Source organism: Tateyamaria algicola, from assembly GCF_047715485.1.
In the GTDB taxonomy this organism is placed as follows: domain Bacteria; phylum Pseudomonadota; class Alphaproteobacteria; order Rhodobacterales; family Rhodobacteraceae; genus Tateyamaria.
Genome location: NZ_CP180422.1, coordinates 1,236,511 through 1,258,092, shown reverse-complemented (window position 1 = coordinate 1,258,092; position 21,582 = coordinate 1,236,511). Strand labels below are relative to the sequence as shown.

The window sequence follows — 21,582 nt, the reverse complement described above, 5'->3', positions numbered from 1 at the left end:
TGTCATCTCGAACTGGAATGGGTTGGGTCATGTTTCATCGTTACGCCGTCTACTACACGCCCGAACCGGGCACGCCCCTGGCCGAGTTTGGCGCGGACTGGCTGGGCTGGGACAGTGCCACGGGCGCGGCCCGCACCCATCCCACGATGGACGGGCTGGACCTGCCGCAGATCACGGCGACGCCCCGAAAGTACGGGTTTCACGGCACCATCAAACCGCCCTTCCGGCTGGCAGACGGCATGAGCCCCGAGGCGTTGAAGAACGCTCTGGCAGCCCTTTGCGCCACGGCAAGCCCGGTCACGCTGGACGGTCTGCATCTTGCGCGGCTCGGCCGGTTCCTCGCCCTCGTGCCAACTGGTGACGCCAGCGCCCTTGCGGGTTTGGCGGCACGCGTGGTGAAAGAACTGGACGCCTTCCGCGCCCCCGCCACCGACGCCGAACTGGCCAAGCGGCGCGCCGCGCGCCTCAGCCCGGCCCAGGACGCACATCTGGTGCAGTGGGGGTATCCGTACGTGCTGGATGAGTTCCGGTTCCACCTTACGCTGAGCGGTCGCCTCGACCCCGATCTGGCCACCGCGACCGAGGCGGCACTGGAAACGCCGCTGTCGCAGCTCACCCTCGCACCCTATCGCATGACAGGCCTGACGCTGCTGGGCGAGGATGCGGCGGGTATGTTCCATCAAATCCACCGCTACGCCCTCACCGGGTAAAGCGCACCAAGCGCGGCACGCACCGTCGCATCAAGGTCGGCAGAATTGTCGATCTCAACTGCATCCACCCCGTCAGGCAGGCCCGACCCCGCCCGCGCCAGCCGGCGCGTGATCTGTTCCCGATCCTCGCGCCCGCGTTGCGCCAGCCGCTCGGCCAACACGTCGGTCGAGGCAGTCAGCGAAATCACAACAAGCCCCGGAAACCGTGCCTGTGCCTTGACCAGCACGCCGCGCGACAGATTGGCCAGCAGGTCACGCCCGGCGGCAAGCTCTGCGTCGACAGCGGTAGGAATACCGTAGAAAAGCGCATGCGCAGGCCACCACAGGGCAAACTCACCCGCATCCCGCATCGCGTTGAAAACAGGCACGGTCACGCCGTCAAACACCTCGCCGCCAGCCTCTGTCGGTCGGGTGATCACGCGGCGCACGAGCCCCAGGCGTGGGTCGGCCGCAACCATGGCATCCATCACCGTGTCCTTGCCCACGCCGGACGGGCCGACAACGGCGATCAGGCGCCCCCTCATGCCGCAGCCTGCGGGGCGAATGCGCTCACGTCCACTTCACGGTCACAAACCTGCGCCCGCGCTGCCTCATCATGGAAAATCCCGACAATGGCAGCGCCCCGCGCCTTGGCCGCCTCGATCAACCCCAGCACAACGGCGCGGTTGGTGGCATCGAGGCTGGCTGTCGGCTCATCCAGCAACAGGGCAGGGTAGTCATGGGCAAAGCCCCGCGCGATGTTCACACGCTGTTGCTCGCCGCCGGAAAAGGTGGTCGGGCTCAGCCCCCACAAACGCTCCGGAATGTTCAGCCGCGCCAGCAGATCGCGCGCCCGCGCATGGGCCGCGGCCTCATCTACACCCACCGCGCGCAACGGCTCGGCCACCACATCCAGCGTCGGCACACGGGGCACAACGCGCAGAAACTGGCTGACATAGCCCAATGTCTCGCGGCGCAAGCTCAGGATGTCACGCGGCGGGGCCGAGGCGACGTCGACATCCCCAACCACGATCCGGCCCGCCTGCGCGGTATAATTGCCATAGATCATCCGCATCAACGTGGACTTGCCCGCACCGGATGCCCCGATCAGCGCCACGCATTCCCCACGCGCCACGTCCAGCGATGCACCCTGCATCACAGGGATCACCGTACTGCCCTGATTGTGCAGGACAAAACTCTTGGCAACGTTCTCGATCTCAATCATGTCCAAGTCTTCTTCTGACCATAAATACCACGGGGGTCTGGGGGCTGGCCCCCAGCGCACTCACACCTGCAACACACTCGACACCAGCAATTGGGTATAGGCGTGCTGCGGATCGTCCAGCACCTGATCCGTCAGCCCGGTTTCCACCACATGCCCATCCTTCATCACCATCAACCGATCCGCCAGCAGGCGGACCACGGCCAGATCATGGGTCACGATGATCGCGCTCAGCCCCATCTCGCGCACCAGGCCGCGCAACAAATCCAGCAGGCGCGCCTGCACCGACACATCCAGACCGCCGGTGGGTTCGTCCATGAACACAAGGCGCGGGCCGGTGACCAGGTTGCGCGCGATCTGCAAACGCTGCTGCATACCGCCGGAAAACTGGCGCGGGCGGTCGTCGATGCGATCCTCCGCGATCTCGACCCGGCCCAGCCAGTCGATGGCAGCCCCGCGAATGTCACCATAGTGGCGCGCACCCACGGCCATCAGCCGCTCGCCCACATTGCCGCCCGCACTGACGTTCATGCGCAACCCGTCGCGCGCATGCTGGTGGACAAAGGCCCAGTCGGTGCGTCCCAGCATCCGCCGCTCCGGCTCGCTCATCGTGACGGTATCGCGCAACCCCTCGGCGCGGGTGTCAAACAGCACGCGGCCTCCGTCCGGGGGCAGATGCCCGGCCAGACAGTTTAGCAAGGTCGACTTGCCCGACCCGCTTTCTCCGACAATGCCCATCACCTCGCCCGGAAACAGATCAAAGCTGACCTCGGCGCAACCAATCCGCTGACCATAGAATTTGGACAGGCCCTCGACCTGCAACAGGGGTGTCATGCCAGGTCTCCGATCGCTGCGCTGAAGTCGGTGGGGGTCAGAACCATATCCTCGATACCAAGAACAAAGTCGCCATGTCGCGCGGCGGTGTCCGCCTTGATCTGCGCCCACTCTTCATTGGCCATGAATGCGGCCCAGCCCTGTTTCATCTCGTCCTCATCGCGCCAGCACAGCAGGTAGACAAAGCGCATGCGCCCCTCCGCCTGATCCGTCCACATGGCCTGAATGCGAAACCTATGCGCGGCCATCAGGCGCGCGGCATGGTCGCGAAACCGGTCCAGAAAGGGGCCTGCATTGCCCGGAGGCACCTCGTATATGCGCAATTGGTTGATCATGCCGTATCCTCCATCTCGGGAACGCCTTGGGCGCCGACGTGACCCGACGCGCGGCGGGTTGCACAAAAATCCGTGTCCGAGCACATGAACATCCGCCCCCCGGCATCGTCCACGATCAGCTCGTCCAGATAACTGTCGGTCGCCCCGCACAATCCGCACGGGTGATCCGCCTTGCTAGGCTCGAACGGGAAATCGTCAAAGTCGAGGCTGACCACTTGTGTGTAAGGCGGCAGGGCGTAAATCCGCTGTTCGCGGCCCGCGCCAAACAGCTGAATCGCGGCCATGCCCAGCTTGGGATTGTCGAACTTTGGGATGGGCGACGGATCCATCACATAGCGCCCCTCGACCCGCACGGGGTAGGCATAGGCGGTTGCAATCGCGCCGTGGGCCGAGATGTCCTCGTACAGCTTCACATGCATCAGCCCATAATCCTCAAGCGCGTGCATCTTTCGGGTCTCGACTTCTGAGGGTTCGAGGAACCGCAGCGGCTCGGGGATCGGCACCTGATAGATAAGGATCTGATCCTCGCTCAACGGCTCTTCGGGGATGCGGTGGCGGGTCTGGATCACCGTGGCCTCACCCGTCGCCTCTGTCGTGACGACCCCAGCCGTGCGCTCAAAGAACCGGCGGATAGACACCGCATTGGTCGTATCGTCCGCCCCCTGGTCGATCACCTTGAACACATCCGCCTCGGTCATCACCGCCGCCGACACCTGCACACCGCCCGTGCCCCAGCCATAGGGCATGGGCATCTCGCGGCTGGCAAAGGGCACCTGATAGCCGGGGATGGCCAGCCCTTTCAGGATTGCGCGCCGGATCATCCGTTTGGTCTGCTCGTCGAGATATGCAAAGTTGTATTCGCTCATCCCTGCACCTTCATTGTTCCAAAAATATGCAAAGACCACACGCAGATCATTCCGCAGCCTCCTGATGCTCAGACAGCCCCATCGCCTCACGACGCAGCTTGCGGATCAGTTCCAGTTCGGACTGGAAATCGACGTAGTGGGGCAGCTTGATATGCTCCAGGAACCCCGTCGCCTGGATATTGTCGGCGTGGTAGAGCACGAATTCCTCGTCCTGCGCCGGCGCGCCAACATTGTCCTCGCCCAACTCTTTCCAGCGCAGCGCACGGTCCACCAGCGCCATCGAAATCGCCTTGCGCTCGGACATGCCGAAGACCAGCCCATAACCGCGCGTGAACTGGGGCGGCTCGGTCTTTGACCCTTGAAACTGGTTCACCGTCTCGCATTCGGTCAACTCCACCTCGCCGATATCAATGGCAAAGCCCAATTCGGGGATGTCCATCTCGACCGCGCAGGTGCCGATGCGCAGCTCGGCGACAAAGGCGTGGTTGCGCGCGTATCCCCGCTGGGTGGAATAGGCCATGCCCAGCACAAACCCTTCGTCCCCCCGCGTCAGCGATTGCAGGCGCAGGGCGCGGGCAGCAGGCAGTTCCAGTGGTTCGCGGGTCAAATCGGGGGGCGTGTGCACACCCTCAGGCTCCGGCTGGATCAGGTCCTCGCGATCCAGAAAGGACATGATGTGCGGCTTGGGCTTGGCGTCATCTTCGCGTCGCGGCGCCTCAGTCACCTCCCCATCCGCCGCCAGTTTGAAATCCAGCAGACGGTGCGTGTAGTCAAAGGTCGGGCCCAGCACCTGACCGCCCGGCGCGTCCTTGAACGTGGCCGACACGCGCCGGTCACAGGCCATCGCATCGGTATCCACAGGCGCCGAGCCCCCAAAGCGGGGCAGGGTGGTGCGATAGGCGCGGATCAGGAAAATCGCCTCGATCATGTCACCGCGCGCCTGCTTGATCGCCAGCGCGGCCAGGTCCGGATCATATAGCGAGCCTTCGGCCATCACCCGGTTCACCGCCAGCTTCAACTGGCCCTTGATCTGATCGACGGACAACTCCGCCACATCCACCGGCCCGCGCCGTTCCTCGACCAACCACGCGTGGGCCGCATCAATCGCCTGTTCGCCGCCTTTCACCGCCACATACATCTCAGGACACCTTTGTGCTGCGGGGCAGGGCGGCAATCTGCGCCCCACATGTGAACATGAAATCCAGCCCCAACGGAAACAGCGCCGCGTTCGCCTGAAAGGCCACCCGTTCGGGCAGGTTCAGGGCCGCTGTCTCTTTGATGCCCGGCCCGCGCAGCGTGGCACCGGTCGTCTCCAGCGCCGACATCTCCACAATCACGGTGGCAGAGCGGTCCGGATATTCCGGCGTGCCAATGGGCAGGGGCGCAAGATCAAGCGCGTCCCACGCGCCAACGACAAACGCGGCGTCCCGTGCATCCACCACCGGCGCGCCCGTGTGAAAGGTGATCCAATCGCGCGCTGTTGCCGTGTCAAAATCCCCTGTCAGGTGAATGCCCGTGTCCGGGTCGCACAGCGTCATCAGCACGGTTCCCGCCGCCACCGACAGCGGGGCGGGCGGTACGGCCCCCGCCACATCGCAGATGGTTCCGGGGCGGGCCATGGCCTGCATGATCGCGCGAAAGGCATCCGCGGATTGGTGGGGCGGGTCGGCAAAACCGCCCGCAAGGCTTGCGTGATCCATCAGTCCTCCCCCCGCACCATTGTGAAAAAGTCGACCTTGGTGGCCGCAGCCTTGGCCGCACGGTCGGCGCGATGGGCGGCTGCCTTGTCGCGCAAGGGGGCAATGATCGCGGCCTCGACCTCTGCGGCCCGATCGGTCTGCATCAGCGCATCCACCAGCGCGGCGCGGCGCGCGTGCTCCTTGCTGCGACCCTGCACATAGCCATGGCCGACCTCGCCCGAGGCAAGGCGCACCGATGCGCGGGTCACTGTCATTTCACCAAGGTTGAAGGGCGCGCCGACCGCCCCCGCCCGGCCGCGCACCATCACCGCACCGATTTCCGGGGCGCGCAGCGTCTCATGGTCAGGGTTCAGGGCGGCGGCGGCCCAATGTGCCGCGACATCCGTCGCATCCGCCTTGGCCAGCACCGACAGCCACGCCGTGCGGGCTGCATTCGGGTCCGATGATCCGTCCATCTATACACCTTGCGAAGTTGTCGAGATTGCTATACAACTAGACAAATCATAGGCGAGTCGGTCCGGCGCGTCCACGCATCATTTGTGAAAGTTCAGTGACAGATGCCGCGCACCCCGATCTGGTCCTCCATTGCTGCCACCCTGTCGGGCGAGATTGCCGAGGGGCTCTACCTGCCCGGTGACAAGCTCCCGACCGAGGCGCAACTGGCCACGCGGTTCGGGGTGAACCGGCACACCGTGCGGCATGCGCTCAGCGCTTTGGTTAAGGCAGGCACCGTGCACACACGGCGCGGCGCGGGTGCATTTGTCGCCCAGACACCCACGGATTATCCCATCGGCAAGCGGGTGCGGTTTCACCAGAACCTCGTTGCCGCGGGCCGGACCCCGGCCAAGACCGTGCTGTCTGTCGAAACCCGGCTGGCCAGCCCCGCCGAACGGGAGGCGTTGGAGATTGCCGAAGATGCGCTGGTGCATGCCTATGAAGGGCTCAGCCTTGCAGATGAGCAACCTATCGCTCTGTTCCGCTCGGTCTTTCCCGCAGCACCGTTTCCCGACCTGCCGGACGCGTTGCGCGTCTCGGGCTCGGTGACGGCGGCCCTTACCAAAGCCGGGGTGTCCGACTACACCCGCGCCTCGACCCGGCTGACGGCCAAGGCGGCCACCGCGACGCAGGCCCTGCACCTGCGGATTGCCGAAGGGGCCCCGATCTTGCGCAGCGTCGGCATCAACGTTGACACAAACGGGCGACCCGTCGAGTACGGGCGCACGTGGTTTGCGGGGGATCGCGTGACGCTGACGCTTGGCGCTGACTGAGCGCGGGGCGATTTGCGCGCGGCTGTCATGCCAACGACATATCCACAGGCTAAACTGCTGCAAATCAGGATCATTTCAGTTCTTTCACGCCCGAGCATTCAGATGCCTTATCACGCCCCGACCTTGCGCCTGATCGGTGCCCGCGTTTTGCGCGACGGCATCCTGGCCGACACACCCATCAGCGTCGAAGGTGGCGCGATCTCGGAGGCCACGCTGCCATCGCTGGACCTGTCAGGCTACCTCGTCATGCCGGGCATCATCGACCTGCATGGCGACGCCTTCGAACACCACATGGCCCCGCGCCCCTCGGCCCCGTTCCCCTATCTGACGGGCCTTGTCGGCACGGACCGCGATGCGGCGGCCAATGGCGTCACCACCGCCTGGATGGCGCAAAGCTGGTCGTGGGAGGGCGGGCATCGCGGCCCGGACTATGCCGAGGCCTTTCTGTCGGCCCACGCGGCCTACAAGGCGCAGATGCAGACCGACTTGCGGGTTCAGATCCGCTGCGAAACCCACACGATGGACAGCCAGGACCGCCTGCTTGCCGCCATTTCGCAGTTCGGGATCGACTACGTGATCTTCAACAACCACCTCGATGAGGCCGTCGCCTTTGCCGCCGCCAAGCCGGAAAAGATCGTGCTTTGGGCGAAAAAGGCGGGGCGCAGCGCCGAGGACCACATGGCCCTCGTCAACGCCGCCAAGGCGCGCGACAGCGAGGTGCCCCGCTATCTGTGCAACCTCGCCACCGCGTTCGACCGCATGGGCGTGACCTATGGCAGCCACGACGATGGTGACGGGGCAACGCGCGAACGCTATTCCATGATCGGGGCCAAGATCTGTGAGTTTCCAACCTCGATGGGCGCGGCCGTGGTGGCCCGCACGTGGGACGATCCGATCCTGATGGGCGCGCCGAACATCGTGCGCGGCGGCAGCCAGTCGGGCAATATCGCCGCCACGACACTGATTGCGGAAGGGGCCTGTGACGCGCTGGTGTCCGACTACTACTACCCAGCCCTTGCGCAAGCGGCCTTTGCGCTGGTCGACAGGGGCCTGCGCACGCTGCCCGAGGCCTGGGCCATGATCTCGTCCCGCCCGGCAGAGATCATGGGCCTGAGCGACCGCGGCACGCTCGCACCCGGACAGCGCGCGGACCTCACTATCATCAATGCTGACACCCGCCGGATCGAGGCCACCATGTGCAACGGACGCTGGACCCATCTGTGCGGCGACGTGGCAGGCCGCTTGAGCCAGATGCGCGTACCGATGTCAGTCGCTGCAGAGTAGGCTTCATTGTTCCGGAAAATATGCAACTCGATCGCTGAACGCTGGCGGTGCGATTGCATATTTGAAGAACAATGAAGGTACAGGGTGCATCCAACGACCGAACCGGCACGCGCCGACGAACGCATATGCATGCCGGCGTGTTACACGATCATGATATGTTTTGAGTCTGATGCTGTGAGAGAGGATTGAACTCTGGCACTCAACATGGCCCGCAGGGACGCGCGTCAGTCGAGACCGGACGTTTCGACTGGGCAAGACATTTCGACAGGCAGAGGACCGGCTGGTGCTGTGAGAGAGGATTGAACTCTCGACCTCACCCTTACCAAGGGTGTGCTCTACCACTGAGCTACCACAGCGCCGTGGGCGGGTGATTAGACTCAATCGCCCCCCGCGCAAGCCCATTCTGGACGCCCAATGCCCCCTGCGATACAGAGTGCGCATGGCAGATAAATCCGCACCCAAATCCAAAGCCAATGCCGACCGCGACGCACGCCTCAAGGCGGCGCTCAAGGCCAATATGGCCAAACGCAAGGCACAGGCACGGGCGCGTCAGGACACAGGCAACGATATGGGCAAGCCCAAGGAGCAGGACGATGGATAGTATTTTGGTACGCGGTGGCAGTCCGCTGAACGGGCAAATTCCGATTGCAGGGGCCAAGAATGCCTGCCTCACCCTGATGCCCGCCACCCTGCTCAGCGATGAGCCGCTGACGCTGACCAATGCACCGCGCCTCAGCGACATCCGCACCATGACGCAACTGCTGCAATCGCTGGGGGCCGAGGTGACCTCGCTGCAAGAGGGGCAGGTGCTGGCCATGTCCTGCCACGGCGACATCAACACCCGAGCCGAATATGACATCGTGCGCAAGATGCGGGCCTCCAACCTCGTGCTGGGCCCGCTCCTGGCGCGCGAAGGACATGCCGAGGTTTCCCTGCCCGGCGGCTGCGCCATCGGCGCGCGCCCCATGGACATCCACACCGACGGGCTGATCAAGATGGGGGCCGAGATCGACCTGCGTGACGGCTACCTGCACGCCAAGGCGGATGGCGGCACATTGAAAGGGGCGGTGATCGACTTCCCCTTCGCCTCTGTCGGGGCGACGGAAAACATCATGATGGCCGCCACGCTGGCCAAGGGCACCACGGTGATCAACAACGCCGCGCGCGAGCCCGAGATCGTGGACCTCGCCACCTGCCTGCGCGCCATGGGCGCACAGATCGAGGGCGACGGCACGTCATCGATCACGATCCAGGGGGTCGATCGCCTGCACGGCGCCACCCACCGCGTCGTCACCGACCGGATCGAGCTGGGGACCTACATGCTCGCCCCCGCCATGTGCGGCGGTGAGGTCGAGCTGCTGGGCGGGCGCATCGATCTGGTGGGGGCGTTCTGCGAAAAACTCGACGCCGCCGGGATCAGTGTCGAAGAGACGGCCAAGGGCCTCAAGGTGCAGCGCAAGAACGGGCGCATCCGGGCGGTGGACGTCACGACCGAACCCTTCCCGGGATTCCCCACGGATCTGCAGGCGCAGATGATGGCGCTGCTCTGCACTGCCGAGGGCACCTCCGTCCTGGAAGAAAAGATTTTCGAAAACCGGTTCATGCATGCGCCCGAACTGATGCGTATGGGGGCGGATATCGAAGTGCATGGCGGCACGGCGACTGTCAAAGGCGTTGAAAAGTTGAAAGGCGCGCCTGTGATGGCCACCGACCTGCGCGCCAGCGTCAGCCTGATCCTCGCGGGCATGGCAGCGGAAGGGGAAACGCGCGTCGCACGGGTCTATCACCTGGATCGCGGCTATGAACATGTCGTGCGCAAACTGTCCGGCGTGGGCGCTGATATCGAACGGGTGCAAGGCGAATGAACGACACCAACACCGACGCGCGGTTCGAGGACGGGCGCGAGGCGCCGCTGAACCTTGGCGCGCTGGACAGCGAAGACCTGTCGGTGATCTCGTCCCTCGCACAGGATGCGGTCTTTCCCATCACCGAAATGAAATGGAACAGCCGGCAACGCCGCTTTGCCCTGCTGCTGAATCGGTTCCGCTGGGAGGACGCAGGCAAATCCCGCCACGCGCCGGAACGCGTCCAGACCGTGCTGGCCTTTGATCACGTGTTGAAAGTGGCGAGCAACGGCATCGACCGGTCGGACAAGGACACCATCCTGTCACTGCTCTCCATCGCTTTCGAGGCGGGCGAAGACGGGGCAGGGGACATCCTCCTGACGCTGGCGGGTGATGGCGCAATCCGCCTGTCTGTCGAGGCGATCGAGGCGACCCTGAAAGACGTCACGCGCCCCTACGTGGCCCCGTCCAAGGCCGTTCCGACCCACGATGACTGACCTGTCCGTCAGGCCCGCGACCGCGACAGACGTCGCGGCGTGGCGCGCCTTGCGCCTCGAGGGCATCGCGCAGCATCCCGAAGCGTTCATTCTGACCGAGGACGAGGCGCGCGCCATTTCTGTCGAGGCAGAGGCGCAGCGCCTGGACCACGGGGATCGATTTCTCGCCTTTCTGGGCGATACCCTCGTCGGCCTTGCAGGCGTCCATCGCAACACCATCCCTCGTGGCAATCACCGCGCAGAGATTGGGCCGTTTTACGTTGTTGCAGCCGCACGCGGCGCTGGTGTGGCCGATGGGTTGATGGCGGCCATTTTCGACTGGGCGCAGGCCAATGGCGTCTGGCAGCTTGAGCTTTACGTGAACCGCGACAATGCCCGCGCGATTGCATTTTACGCGCGCCACGGCTTTGTCCATAGCGGCGAAATCCCCAATGCCATTCGCGGCGCCGCAGGTTTGGAAAGCGATGCGATCATGGTGCGCACCTCGCATCCCGCATGAACCTGCCTGCCCTTGAGACCGCACCAATGCCCCGCTATGTCCCGGCGTGAACGGAGAAATGCCAATGCCCCAGTTTCTTGACCACGCCGATGCGGATTTCGAAACCCGCTTTACCGCGCTGTTAAACGCCAAGCGCGAGGACAGCCCCGACGTGGACGCCGTGGTGGCAGACATCATCGCGGATGTGCGCGCACGCGGTGACGCTGCCGTGATCGACCTGACCGAGAAATTCGACCGCATCACGCTGACGCCCGAGACGCTGCGCATCACGCCTGAAGAAGTTGCCGAGGCCACCGCGCAAGTCGACGCTGCCGACCGCGCCGCACTGGACCTCGCCGCCACCCGCATCCGCGCCTATCACGAACGCCAGATGCCGGAAGATGCGCAATGGACGGACGCGGCGGGCGCAACACTGGGCTGGCGCTGGACGCCGGTGTCGGCGGCGGGTCTCTACGTGCCCGGGGGCTGGCCAGCTACCCATCCTCCGTGCTGATGAACGCGATCCCGGCCAAAGTTGCTGGGGTGGGGCGGCTCGCCATCACCGTGCCGACGCCGGATGGCGTGCTGAACCCGCTCGTGCTGCTTGCCGCCCAGATTGCCGGCGTGGATGAGATCTACCGCATTGGCGGGGCGCAGGCGGTTGCGGCGCTGGCCTATGGCACCGACACGATTGCACCCGTGGACAAGATCACCGGCCCCGGCAACGCCTTTGTGGCAGCGGCCAAGCGGCGGGTTTTCGGCAAGGTCGGGATCGACATGATTGCCGGGCCGTCCGAAATCCTGGTGATCGCGGATGGTGACACCGATCCCGACTGGATCGCCCTCGATCTGCTCAGCCAGGCCGAACATGACGAAAGCGCGCAATCCCTGCTGATCACCACGGATGCCGATTTCGGCCGCGCGGTGGCCGAGGCGGTGGACAAACGGCTCGAGACGCTGGAACGGCGTGCCATCGCCGGGGCCAGTTGGCGTGACTTCGGGGCGATCATCACGGTGCCCGATCTTGATGTGGCCGCCGCGCTGTCCGACCGCATCGCGCCCGAACACCTCGAGTTGTGCGTCGCCGACCCCAACGCGCTGTCAGACAAGATCACCCATGCAGGCGCCATCTTTCTCGGGCAATGGACGCCCGAAGCGATTGGCGACTATATCGGCGGCCCCAATCACGTGCTGCCCACGGCCCGCTCGGCCCGGTTCTCCTCCGGTCTGTCGGTCATGGATTTCGTGAAACGCACGACGCTTGCGCAGATGACGCCAGAGGCGCTGCGCGCCATCGGCCCGGGCGCCGAACGGCTTGCCGCCTCCGAAAGCCTCGAGGCGCATGGCCTGTCGGTCACGGCACGGTTGCGCAAACTCAACGGTTGAGGGCCGCGCAGGGACCAAATCGCGAAATTACGGACGCGCCATTGTGTTAGCCCAAACGCTTGCGTAAGCATCGTCGGATGCCCCTTTTGTCCAGTGACGCATACCCATGACACGCATTGCCCAGATCACCCTTGACGACGCGAACCTGCCCCCGCCCACGCCCGAGATCGAGCAAGAGCGCAAGGTGGCCATGTTCGATCTGCTCGAGGACAACACATTCGTCCTGCCCGAACGCGACGGGCGCGCCGTGCCCGCCGGGCCCTACCACGTCGGCCTGTCGATCCGTGAAAAGCGGCTGGTCTTTGACGTCGAGACGGAAGCGGCTGAAAAGGCGGCGGAATTTCACCTGTCGCTCGGCCCCTTCCGGCAGGTGGTCAAGGACTACTTCCAGATTTGCGAAAGCTATTTCGAGGCGGTCAAGAAACTGCCCCCCTCCCAGATCGAAACCATCGACATGGCCCGGCGCGGCATCCACAACGAGGGCAGCCGCGTGCTGCAGGAACGGCTCGAGGGCAAGGTCGAGGTCGACACGGATACCGCCCGCCGCCTGTTCACCCTGATCTGCGTCCTTCACTTCGGCGGATAGATGATCAAACCCCTCCCGCAATCCGTGCTCTTTTGCTGCGATCACAATGCGGTCCGGTCCCCCATGGCCGAGGGGATCATGAAAAAGTTCTACGGGCAGGGCACCTATGTGCAGTCCGTCGGGGTCAAGAACGACATGGAAATCGACGGCTTTTCCATCGCCGTGTGCCAGGAACTCGACGTCGAACTCAGCCGCCACCGCTCGCGCAGCTTTGACGAGATGGAGGATTGGGGCGATGATCTCAGCTCTTTCGATCTGGTCGTCGCACTCAGTCCCGCCAGCCAGCGGCGCGCGCTGGAACTGACGCGCTACTACCACCTCGACGTCGAATACTGGCCCATCCTCGACCCCACGGGCCTCGGCGAAACGCGCGAGGCCAAGCTGGAAAGTTACCGGTCCGCACGCGACCAGATCATCGCCCGGCTGATCGACCGCTGGGGCCCGGCACAGGAGATACGCTGATGGACGTGATTGCCCGCTACTTCGACGCCTTCAATGCAGGGGATGTGGACGGGATGCTGGCTTGCCTGTCCGACGACGTGGCCCATCACGTGAACGAAGGGAAGATCCGCACCGGCAAGGCCGCATTCGCCGCCTTCTGCGCGCACATGAACTGCTGCTACAGCGAGACCCTGACCGACCTCGTGATCTTGAGCGATGCCACAGGCACCCGCGCCGCAGCCGAATACATGGTCAATGGCACCTACCTGGAAAGCGACGAGGGTCTGCCGCCCGCACGCGGCCAATCCTACCGCCTGCCCGCAGGCTCGTTTTTCGAGGTCACGGACAGGCAGATCACCCGCGTCACCACCTATTACAACCTCGCCGACTGGGTGCGGCAGGTCAGCCCATGAGGGTCGAACCCCTCACCGGCGCTGCCGTGACCGAAGCGCTGGATGATGTCGCCCGCCTGCGCATCGCCGTGTTTCGCGACTGGCCCTATCTCTATGACGGCGACTACAACTACGAACGCCGCTATTTGCAGGTCTACGAACAAAGCCCGCAGTCCATCGTGGTCGGGGCCTATGACGGCGATTGGCTGGTCGGGGCAGCGACAGGGGCGCCCTTGTCCGAACATGCCGATGATTTCTCTTCCGCCTTCACCGGAAAGACGGTGAACATCGAAAAAACGTTCTATTGCGGGGAAAGCGTACTGCTGCCGCGCTATCGGGGGCGGGGGATCGGGCACCGGTTTTTTGATCTGCGCGAGGAATACGCGCGCGGCATGGGATACGAATACATCTGCTTTGCGGCCGTGGTGCGCCCCTCTGACCACCCCTTGCGTCCCCCGGCCTATCGGTCGCTCGACAGCTTTTGGGAAGGGCGCGGCTATGTCCGCCTACCCGGCGTGGTGGCGCATTTCCCGTGGAAAGACGTGGATCAGGCGGTCGAAACGGAAAAGCCGCTGCAATTCTGGATGCGCGACCTCTAGGTGCACATCTGTGCGGCGCTGGAACTGTAGTCCTTCCACTTGCGCCAGAACCGTTCGTCCAGCGTATTGTCCGACTGGCGCACGACCTGCGCCTGGTGCGGATCGCTGAAAAAGCCCGCGCCGCGCCGCTGCTCGCTCGAGGTCAGCGATTGATCGGCGACCGCCTGCACACAGCCGCAGCGCGCACGGCTGGCCTGTTTGCGCCCGGCGCTTTGGCAGGCCGAAAAGATCGGACCCGTGGCAAAGGGCACAGCCGCAGTGCGCACGGCATTGGCGGAGGAATAGCGGCTGCCACCGCTCGAACATGCGGTCAGCGCCAGTACGGCAACGCCCGCGATCAGTATCGTGGTTGGTTTCATGGCCCGTCTCTGCTCTGGCGGGTTTGCCCGCTCTGATGGCGTGACTATGGCGGATTTTGCAACCAAGAGCAATTCACGAAGAAGTTGAGACAGCGCAGGTTTGACCGACCATGCGGCACAGGCTATTGCTGCGCAAAACAACATCCGAGGCCCCATGTCCCGCACCGTCCTGATCCTGCTCGCCGTCACTGCCACCGTGACCCTCGCCGCCTGTGAAACCGCCAAGGGCGTCGGGCGCGACATCACCCGCGCCGCCGACGCCGTGGACCGCGCGATTTAAGCGTGCGACCCAAAGGGTCGCGCGCGTAACCCGGCAGGGTATCGGCGTCAGCCGATGCACGAGAGGGGAAGCGTGGGTTCCAGCGCACCTCCGTAGGGGGCTTCAGCCCGCCAAGCCCCGACCAAAAAACTGCGCTACAGGCTAAACCTCAATATCCGAGGGGAGTGTCTGCGCCTCGCTTTTTGGCTCAGCCGTTTTTGGCTCAGCCGTGCTGACATCAGAGAGCCATCCGCGCAGGTTTTCCAACGTGATATCACTCGGCCACTCTCCAAAGAAATGGCTCACTGCCAAACCCAGCGATCCAACAAGGCCAGCGCCAAACGTCGTACCCGCAGCTTTCAGCGCGTTTTGCGTGAACAGCCCATGAACCGTCTTCGCTCGGGCATCATGCAAATCTGCCTCCAGCCGCGCAATCTTGGCGTTCAGCGCCTCAACAACCGTCGCCAACTTCGCTTCCTTAGCATCCGCGCGCTCGGTGCCTTTCACCGTCGTCGCTATCCGCCTAAACAGCGGCGGCACGCCCTCCAAGTGCTGCAACGCATCCGGCAGGCAGTTCGCCGGAGCCTCTTTGAGATATTGCGCAATTGCGCGCTCCAGCGTGTCCGCAGCACCTTCCGCGGCCAAGGCGGTCATGTCAGGCGCTGCAAGCAGGCGCTGAACATGATCCAAGAGCTTTTGCCGTTGTAGCTCGGGCACATTGTCAGGGCGATCAAACTTTTCGGCGCGCTCGGCCTCAATCCCCCGGATCGCCTCCGCTACCTTGCCCACCGCATCCTCGCCTTCCCAAACCTCATCCGGGATCAGCGCCACCTCAGTCGCCAACTCCCAGTTGCGAAATGTGCCATCCCACATGCCGCGATACCACTGTGCCCAAAACGCCCAGTCCGGGTGGCTGTACAGGCTCTGCATGAAAACGCCGTGGGCAAGAAAGATCGCGTCGGGAACAGGAGTACCGCTCCATACCGCTGATCTGACCAAAGCTTCTGGATCGAATGCAGCATCAGTTTGAGTGGCGGAGAAGGCGGCGGAGCGGGCGGAGTGGGCGGAGAAGGCGGCGGAGCGGGCGGAGAAGGCGGCGGCGCGGGCGGAGAAGGCGGAGTCGGCGGAGGCGGCGGCGGAGCGGGCGGCGGAGTCGGCGGAGAGGGCTGCGGAGCGGATGGAGGAAGGGATGGCGGAGAGGGCGGCGGAGTCGGAGGAGCGGGCGGAGAAGGTGGCGGAGCGGGCGGCGGAGTGTAACATCGTTCGCACTTCAGCGGTGTGACCCACGCCGCACGCCGCTGACGTTATGATCGCGCGCAAAACAGACAACGCAAGCCGGTGCCGTGATGGATCATCAACGCGGCCGATATTTGCCACCATGCGCAAAGCCGCCCGGCTGGCCATCGCGCACCGTTTCTCGTCGCTTTGCGCCTCAAACCACGCTGTTGCACTTTCTTGGTCCGAAAAATCAACTTCACTCACACCAGCACCCCACCTGCGACACCAACCCCATTGCCAAACCTCAAAAACCCTTACATATCCCAACCATGACACCGCTTTCACATATCCGCAATTTCTCCATCGTCGCCCATATCGACCACGGGAAATCGACCCTCGCCGACCGGCTCATCCAGTCCACCAATACCGTGGCCGACCGGGACATGAAGGAACAGCTGCTCGACAGCATGGATATCGAACGCGAGCGCGGGATCACCATCAAGGCCAACACCGTGCGCATCGACTATACGGCCGACAATGGCGAGGCCTATGTGCTCAACCTCATCGACACCCCCGGCCACGTCGACTTCGCCTACGAAGTGTCGCGCAGCATGCGCGCGGTCGAAGGCTCCCTGCTGGTCGTGGACAGCACCCAAGGGGTCGAGGCGCAGACGCTCGCCAACGTCTACCAGGCCATCGACGCCGACCACGAAATCGTGCCCGTGTTCAACAAGATCGACCTGCCCGCCTCCGACATCGACCGCGTCGCCGAACAGGTCGAGGATGTGATCGGCATCGACGCGTCCGGCGCCATCGCGGTGTCGGCCAAGACCGGCCAGGGCATCCACGAAACGCTCGAGGCGATCGTCGAACTGCTCCCCGCCCCCACCGGCGACCCCGACGCGCCCCTCAAGGCCATGCTGGTGGACAGCTGGTATGACAGCTACCTCGGCGTCATCGTCCTCATCCGCGTCATCGACGGACGGCTGAAGAAAGGGGAACGGATCAAGTTCCTCTCCAACGGCACGCTCCACCACGTCGACCGCGTCGGCGTCTTCCGCCCGCAGATGGAGATGGTGGACAGCCTCGGCCCCGGCGAAATCGGCTTCCTCACGGCAAGCATCAAACAGGTCCGCGACACCCGCGTCGGCGACACCATCACGCACGAACGCAAAGAGGTCGAACCGCTCCCCGGCTTCAAACCCGCACAACCGGTCGTCTTCTGCGGCCTCTTCCCCGTGGACTCGGCCGAGTTCGAGGACATGCGCGACGCCATCGACAAACTCGCGCTCAACGACGCCTCCTTCAGCTTCGAAATGGAAACCTCCGCCGCGCTCGGCTTCGGCTTCCGCTGCGGCTTCCTCGGGCTGCTCCACCTCGAGGTCATCCGCGACCGGATCGAGCGGGAATACAATATCGAGCTGATCACCACCGCGCCCTCGGTGATCTACCACGTCTACATGCGCGACGGCACGATGCTCGAGTTGCACAACCCCGCCGACATGCCCGACCTCTCCATCGTCGACCACCTGGAAGAGCCGCGGATCAAGGCGACCATCCTCGTGCCTGACGACTACCTTGGCGACGTGCTGAAACTCTGCCAGGAACGGCGCGGCATCCAGCTGGACCTGACATATGCCGGCACCCGCGCGATGGTGGTCTACGATCTGCCGCTTAACGAAGTGGTGTTCGACTTCTATGATCGCCTGAAATCCGTAACAAAGGGTTACGCGAGCTTTGACTACCAACTGACGGGCTACCGCGAGGACAACCTGGTCAAGATGTCGATCCTCGTGAACGACGAACCCGTCGACGCGCTCTCGATCATGGTGCACCGCGACCGGGCCGAAATGCGCGGGCGCGCGATGGTGGAAAAGCTCAAAGACCTGATCCCCCGCCACATGTTCAAAATCCCGATCCAGGCGGCGATTGGCGGCAAGGTCATCGCGCGCGAAACGCTGTCCGCGATGCGCAAGGACGTCACGGCGAAATGCTACGGCGGGGACGCCACGCGCAAGCGGAAGTTGCTGGACAAGCAGAAGGCGGGGAAGAAGAAGATGCGCCAGTTCGGGAAGGTGGATATCCCGCAAGAGGCGTTCATCAGTGCCCTGAAAATGGATGGGTAGGTGAGTATCCAACAATATTGCTGTCGCGCTCAACCGCTATACTTCAGTCTTTTGTAAATACTTCAGGCTGCAACGACATCGTTCTCTCTGAATAGCATCAAGTCACGGTCTCGAATCTCCCGAACAGACTTGGCATCAACATCGTGAGGGAATAAACGCCGCTCATCCGCCAAGTGCGCAATAATTGGAGCAACATTGCCAATTTCCATCCAGATTGGCTCCATCCGGAACGATCCAAACGCAACATGACTTGCTGAAACAGCGCACAGTGACATCAAGTTAAGCACATCATTTCGCTTTGGCAGCATGACCCAGCTTGGGATCGAGTACTTAAGGGGTTCACTGGGCGAAAAGAACATCCCCTCGCGCACGATATTGTTGCCTTTCTGATTTTCACGCCAAACAACCGGTTTGCAATCGAGAAAATACCTCCCTTCGCATACTGCTTCGCAGTCGTCCACTCCGCCGCCTTCAATGTGATGTTGGGTGAACGTGTCTTCTCCGGAAAGGCGTCGCCCCTCCCGGACATAAACGGCCGAGGGTAAATTTCCGGTATCAGTATACTCGTCCGCAGGAAGCCCAAAATCTGAGAAAAACAGTCTTACTGGTTTTGGTACGGATTCATCATTTTGAATGAAGTAAAGGATCGCTTGCGTATAACGTCTGAACTGTTCCGCGATGTCTTTCCTCTTTTCAAATGAAGCGTCTAACCAACCTTTAGTTAAAAATGGATTGTTGATTGGTGCAAGCGGCCCAGAGTTCATGTCCCATTTGCCTTGTGGAACTTCAGCAAGATTGAAAAAGCCAGACTTGAATGTTGTACCCATGTTTTGATGCCACCGAGAGCGAACAACTGCATTCGGTAAGTGTTGCGACATCTCACGGAAGAGATCAAATGTGCTGAAATCGAAGTCCTCAGGCTTCGTTATGGGCGTTTTAAGATCTGGTATGTTGATGTTGGTAAGGGTCGGTCGGATGCAATAGCTTTGAACTCTGTCATCGGCTGACCCGATCGTCGCTGGATCATATTCCTCAATGAAAGGTCTCAATTGGCCATTGATGCGCGGTGCAAGTTGTATTGAGTTTTTCCATGGAAACATAGACTTAGTCGTAAGTCTTCCCGCTAATGCTTCATTGAATTCGGTTCGGGGTTCCCTGCCTGCACGATACGCAACGCCAGCGATATGCAACAAGTCTCCCTCGTAAGTCGCGTCTAGCCACCATTTTGCAGAAATTATCTCACCGTTTGAAAGTGATACCTTCAAAATATGCTGGCCACCCCTCAACTTGTCTGTAATATATGTATCCTTGAAAACTTCGATTCTGGGGTCGGAGAGCATCGCCTCGAAGATGTTTGCAGAGACTTTACTCTCAATCCTGCTGGGTAGGTATCTTGTACCATAGTGCATGCGCGCCCGGATGAAGTACTCCCGAGAAACACCTGTAATCCAACTTTTACCTACCGCGTCAGTTGCATTCAATCCCGACGTCATCATACCGCCAACTTGGCTTGAGGGTTCAACCAACGCAACTTTTTTGCCTAAGCGCGCTGCGGTAACGCAAGCAATTATTCCAGCAGGTGTTCCGCCATAAATACAAAAATCAAACTTTTTCATTTAACTGATCCGAAAAAACGATTAATTTGTACTGAGTGCTTATCGTGGAAAAAAGTTTTAGGAAAGCCGAAAACCTATCATTTGACTGTTTCACATTTTTGTCCACTTTTGGCAAACAGAAAGGGATGCTTTGGACGGACTTATTCTCAAACCTGATGTTTACCTACATAGTCAAAGCCGCGAGTTTGTCGAGCCAAAATCAGAGTTTAACCGCAAAAGGCCGTTCTGTCTTTGTGAAACGCACTACCTTAGATGACACCGCGTCCTCGCCAACCCCACGCCGCGCCAACGCGACGGTGAAAAACACGCAAGCTCCGGTGACCCTAGGACGGCGATAGTTCGGCATGCCGCAGCCTGACCGCCTCGTGGTTAAGGCGGGGTAAAGCGGCTAGTCCTGCGATGCCTTCCACGCCGCATAGCCCGTATCGTCCATACCCCGCGGCGGGTAGCCGCCCGCCAGCGGCATCACGGGTTGCGACCGCCAGCGCCCCCGTTCCTCGATCGCCGCCACACGGCGCGCGTGATCGACCGTGGCGCGGTGCAGCGCCTCCTCCGGGTCCAGCCCGATGGCGCGGTGCAGCACCAATTCGTCCCGCATCGGGATCACGACGCAAAGCGGTTTGCGGTGGTGATGCAGCCACAGATGCCCCATCTCTTCATGCACGAATTTCAGCTCTCGGCTGGCGTGGCGGCGGAAGTCTGTAAAAGAAATCTTGCGAATTTCGGTTGCCATGGTGTCGCACCTCTTTGGCCTCGGGACAAAATGTACATTTTCCGACCAAATCTGCGCACATCACGCAAAACGGCCCCAAATCGCGGGATCGGGGCCGTTTCAAACGGGGCATATTCAGGTCGAAACTGCACATTTTCGACCGTATCCGGGGCCCATCACGGACCCCTTAAGGGGCCGGACGGTGCGTAAACGACGTCTTCAGTTATACCCGAACGACTCGTTTTCCATCCACTCGGGCGATCCGATTCCGGCGCGCATCATCAGGCAGGCGCTGCCCTTGCGTTGGAAGTACAGCCCCTCCAGCGCGTACCACCCGGCCTCGGGCACAACGGCCTCGACCTGTTCGCTTGGGTCGCACCCATGCACCCCGTCGAAATAGACAACTTCCTGCCCGCCGATGCGCATTTCCAGCCCGTCATTGCTCATGAAGTCGATGATGTAGGTGCCGGGTTCGTCAAAGCGGACATAGCCCTCGATCACGGCGATCACCTTTTGCGCCTCGCCCGAAGTCAGCGTCTCGTCGCCCTCGGCCGTGTCGCGATAATCCAGCCCTTCCAATGGCTTGCCCGGTTTCGCCTTGTCATAGGCGCGGCTCGCATCGCTGAGGGTGCGCACGCTGTCAAAGTAGTAGCTGACGCCCAGCCCCTGCTTGAGGTCGGTGGGCTGCGGATCTGCCGGTTCCAGTTTCAGGGGGGCCGCGAAAGCGGTGGTTGCGACAAGCAGCGTGGTTGCGGCGGCCAGGGCCGTCTTCATCATGGTCATTCACTTACTCCCGTTGGACTGGCCACTTGCTGTGACCTTGAATCAGTCGTCACTCTAAGGGAGGGTCGCGGGCGGTCAACGGTCGGGC

Annotated in this window: 26 protein-coding genes, 1 tRNA gene and 1 pseudogene; 14 read left to right on the top strand and 14 right to left on the bottom strand. The window is 62.5% G+C overall.

Annotated features, from left to right (window positions below):
* Positions 1 to 29: 29 nt before the first annotated feature.
* Entirely contained in the window at positions 30 to 710 is a 681-nt protein-coding gene (locus ACMHLQ_RS08560; RefSeq protein ID WP_415404356.1) for a DUF1045 domain-containing protein, read from the top strand.
* Here the strand turns inward: ACMHLQ_RS08560 and phnN are convergent.
* From phnN to phnG, 8 genes are read right to left on the bottom strand one after another with little or no spacing between them, the layout of a single operon-like run.
* Complete coding sequence (gene phnN, locus ACMHLQ_RS08555) at positions 692 to 1,234, bottom strand: phosphonate metabolism protein/1,5-bisphosphokinase (PRPP-forming) PhnN (RefSeq protein ID WP_415404355.1); 543 nt, start codon at positions 1,232 to 1,234, stop codon at positions 692 to 694. The two genes, ACMHLQ_RS08560 and phnN, sit on opposite strands and share 19 nt — an antisense overlap.
* Entirely contained in the window at positions 1,231 to 1,914 is a 684-nt protein-coding gene (gene phnL, locus ACMHLQ_RS08550) for a phosphonate C-P lyase system protein PhnL (protein WP_415404354.1), read from the bottom strand. Before phnL ends, phnN begins: the two co-directional genes overlap by 4 nt.
* A gap of 60 nt (positions 1,915 to 1,974) precedes the next feature.
* Entirely contained in the window at positions 1,975 to 2,745 is a 771-nt protein-coding gene (gene phnK, locus ACMHLQ_RS08545; RefSeq protein ID WP_415404353.1) for a phosphonate C-P lyase system protein PhnK, read from the bottom strand.
* Positions 2,742 to 3,080 carry an NIPSNAP family protein gene (locus ACMHLQ_RS08540; RefSeq protein WP_415404352.1) on the bottom strand — a complete coding sequence of 113 codons (339 nt, stop codon included), beginning with the start codon at positions 3,078 to 3,080 and terminating at the stop codon, positions 2,742 to 2,744. The genes phnK and ACMHLQ_RS08540 overlap by 4 nt, the downstream gene beginning before the upstream one ends.
* A complete protein-coding gene (locus ACMHLQ_RS08535; protein ID WP_415404351.1) occupies positions 3,077 to 3,946 on the bottom strand; it encodes an alpha-D-ribose 1-methylphosphonate 5-phosphate C-P-lyase PhnJ in 870 nt (289 codons plus the stop codon). Before ACMHLQ_RS08535 ends, ACMHLQ_RS08540 begins: the two co-directional genes overlap by 4 nt.
* A gap of 46 nt (positions 3,947 to 3,992) precedes the next feature.
* Entirely contained in the window at positions 3,993 to 5,084 is a 1,092-nt protein-coding gene (locus ACMHLQ_RS08530) for a carbon-phosphorus lyase complex subunit PhnI (RefSeq protein ID WP_415404350.1), read from the bottom strand.
* A gap of 1 nt (position 5,085) precedes the next feature.
* Positions 5,086 to 5,646, bottom strand: a complete 561-nt coding sequence (gene phnH, locus ACMHLQ_RS08525) for a phosphonate C-P lyase system protein PhnH (RefSeq protein WP_415404349.1) — start codon at positions 5,644 to 5,646, stop codon at positions 5,086 to 5,088.
* Positions 5,646 to 6,101, bottom strand: a complete 456-nt coding sequence (gene phnG, locus ACMHLQ_RS08520) for a phosphonate C-P lyase system protein PhnG (protein WP_415404348.1) — start codon at positions 6,099 to 6,101, stop codon at positions 5,646 to 5,648. Before phnG ends, phnH begins: the two co-directional genes overlap by 1 nt.
* A gap of 102 nt (positions 6,102 to 6,203) precedes the next feature.
* Between phnG and phnF the strand changes: the two genes are divergently transcribed.
* Entirely contained in the window at positions 6,204 to 6,914 is a 711-nt protein-coding gene (gene phnF / locus ACMHLQ_RS08515; protein ID WP_415404347.1) for a phosphonate metabolism transcriptional regulator PhnF, read from the top strand.
* Positions 6,915 to 7,016: 102 nt separating this feature from the next.
* Positions 7,017 to 8,198, top strand: coding sequence for an alpha-D-ribose 1-methylphosphonate 5-triphosphate diphosphatase (locus ACMHLQ_RS08510; protein WP_415404346.1), 1,182 nt, complete (start codon positions 7,017 to 7,019; stop codon positions 8,196 to 8,198).
* 281 nt (positions 8,199 to 8,479) lie between these two features.
* On the opposite strand, the gene ACMHLQ_RS08505 is transcribed toward ACMHLQ_RS08510, so the two are convergent.
* A tRNA-Thr gene (locus tag ACMHLQ_RS08505) sits at positions 8,480 to 8,554 on the bottom strand.
* 83 nt (positions 8,555 to 8,637) lie between these two features.
* Between ACMHLQ_RS08505 and ACMHLQ_RS08500 the strand changes: the two genes are divergently transcribed.
* The 9 genes and pseudogenes from ACMHLQ_RS08500 to ACMHLQ_RS08460 all read left to right on the top strand — a co-directional run bounded on the left by ACMHLQ_RS08500 (position 8,638) and on the right by ACMHLQ_RS08460 (position 14,421).
* Positions 8,638 to 8,799, top strand: coding sequence for a hypothetical protein (locus ACMHLQ_RS08500; protein WP_415404345.1), 162 nt, complete (start codon positions 8,638 to 8,640; stop codon positions 8,797 to 8,799).
* A complete protein-coding gene (gene murA / locus ACMHLQ_RS08495) occupies positions 8,792 to 10,063 on the top strand; it encodes a UDP-N-acetylglucosamine 1-carboxyvinyltransferase (RefSeq protein ID WP_415404344.1) in 1,272 nt (423 codons plus the stop codon). The genes ACMHLQ_RS08500 and murA overlap by 8 nt, the downstream gene beginning before the upstream one ends.
* Positions 10,060 to 10,539 carry a DUF2948 family protein gene (locus ACMHLQ_RS08490; protein ID WP_415404343.1) on the top strand — a complete coding sequence of 160 codons (480 nt, stop codon included), beginning with the start codon at positions 10,060 to 10,062 and terminating at the stop codon, positions 10,537 to 10,539. Before murA ends, ACMHLQ_RS08490 begins: the two co-directional genes overlap by 4 nt.
* Positions 10,532 to 11,038 carry a GNAT family N-acetyltransferase gene (locus ACMHLQ_RS08485; protein ID WP_415404342.1) on the top strand — a complete coding sequence of 169 codons (507 nt, stop codon included), beginning with the start codon at positions 10,532 to 10,534 and terminating at the stop codon, positions 11,036 to 11,038. Before ACMHLQ_RS08490 ends, ACMHLQ_RS08485 begins: the two co-directional genes overlap by 8 nt.
* Positions 11,039 to 11,102: 64 nt before the next feature.
* Positions 11,103 to 12,403 (top strand): annotated as a pseudogene (gene hisD, locus ACMHLQ_RS08480) (histidinol dehydrogenase).
* A gap of 106 nt (positions 12,404 to 12,509) precedes the next feature.
* On the top strand, positions 12,510 to 12,989 hold the full coding sequence (locus tag ACMHLQ_RS08475; RefSeq protein WP_415404341.1) for a UPF0262 family protein: 480 nt from the start codon (positions 12,510 to 12,512) through the stop codon (positions 12,987 to 12,989).
* Positions 12,990 to 13,451: a low molecular weight phosphatase family protein gene (locus ACMHLQ_RS08470; protein WP_415404340.1), complete on the top strand. Its 462-nt coding sequence runs from the start codon at positions 12,990 to 12,992 to the stop codon at positions 13,449 to 13,451. It abuts the gene before it with no gap.
* Positions 13,451 to 13,843 carry a ketosteroid isomerase-related protein gene (locus ACMHLQ_RS08465; protein ID WP_415404339.1) on the top strand — a complete coding sequence of 131 codons (393 nt, stop codon included), beginning with the start codon at positions 13,451 to 13,453 and terminating at the stop codon, positions 13,841 to 13,843. The genes ACMHLQ_RS08470 and ACMHLQ_RS08465 overlap by 1 nt, the downstream gene beginning before the upstream one ends.
* A complete protein-coding gene (locus tag ACMHLQ_RS08460) occupies positions 13,840 to 14,421 on the top strand; it encodes a GNAT family N-acetyltransferase (RefSeq protein ID WP_415404338.1) in 582 nt (193 codons plus the stop codon). The genes ACMHLQ_RS08465 and ACMHLQ_RS08460 overlap by 4 nt, the downstream gene beginning before the upstream one ends.
* Here ACMHLQ_RS08460 and ACMHLQ_RS08455 read toward each other — a convergent pair.
* Positions 14,418 to 14,780, bottom strand: a complete 363-nt coding sequence (locus ACMHLQ_RS08455; RefSeq protein WP_415404337.1) for a hypothetical protein — start codon at positions 14,778 to 14,780, stop codon at positions 14,418 to 14,420. The two genes, ACMHLQ_RS08460 and ACMHLQ_RS08455, sit on opposite strands and share 4 nt — an antisense overlap.
* Before the next feature lie 154 nt (positions 14,781 to 14,934).
* On the opposite strand from ACMHLQ_RS08455, the gene ACMHLQ_RS08450 reads away from it, so the two are divergent.
* The gene (locus tag ACMHLQ_RS08450; RefSeq protein WP_415404336.1) at positions 14,935 to 15,060 is read left to right on the top strand and encodes an EcnA/B family entericidin; all 126 of its coding nucleotides are present in this window, start codon (positions 14,935 to 14,937) and stop codon (positions 15,058 to 15,060) included.
* 141 nt (positions 15,061 to 15,201) lie between these two features.
* Here ACMHLQ_RS08450 and ACMHLQ_RS08445 read toward each other — a convergent pair whose 3' ends face one another.
* Positions 15,202 to 16,521 (bottom strand): hypothetical protein, encoded by a 1,320-nt coding sequence (locus ACMHLQ_RS08445; protein WP_415404335.1) that lies wholly within the window; start codon positions 16,519 to 16,521, stop codon positions 15,202 to 15,204.
* A 65-nt stretch (positions 16,522 to 16,586) separates the two neighbouring features.
* On the opposite strand from ACMHLQ_RS08445, the gene lepA reads away from it, so the two are divergent.
* A complete protein-coding gene (lepA, locus tag ACMHLQ_RS08440) occupies positions 16,587 to 18,383 on the top strand; it encodes a translation elongation factor 4 (RefSeq protein ID WP_415404334.1) in 1,797 nt (598 codons plus the stop codon).
* A gap of 62 nt (positions 18,384 to 18,445) precedes the next feature.
* On the opposite strand, the gene ACMHLQ_RS08435 is transcribed toward lepA, so the two are convergent.
* From ACMHLQ_RS08435 to ACMHLQ_RS08425, 3 genes are all read right to left on the bottom strand, one after another.
* Complete coding sequence (locus ACMHLQ_RS08435; RefSeq protein WP_415404333.1) at positions 18,446 to 19,999, bottom strand: FAD-dependent oxidoreductase; 1,554 nt, start codon at positions 19,997 to 19,999, stop codon at positions 18,446 to 18,448.
* Between the two features lie 388 nt (positions 20,000 to 20,387).
* Positions 20,388 to 20,732 (bottom strand): hypothetical protein, encoded by a 345-nt coding sequence (locus ACMHLQ_RS08430; protein ID WP_415404332.1) that lies wholly within the window; start codon positions 20,730 to 20,732, stop codon positions 20,388 to 20,390.
* 198 nt (positions 20,733 to 20,930) lie between these two features.
* Positions 20,931 to 21,494, bottom strand: coding sequence for a PA14 domain-containing protein (locus ACMHLQ_RS08425; RefSeq protein WP_415404331.1), 564 nt, complete (start codon positions 21,492 to 21,494; stop codon positions 20,931 to 20,933).
* Positions 21,495 to 21,582: the final 88 nt, after the last annotated feature.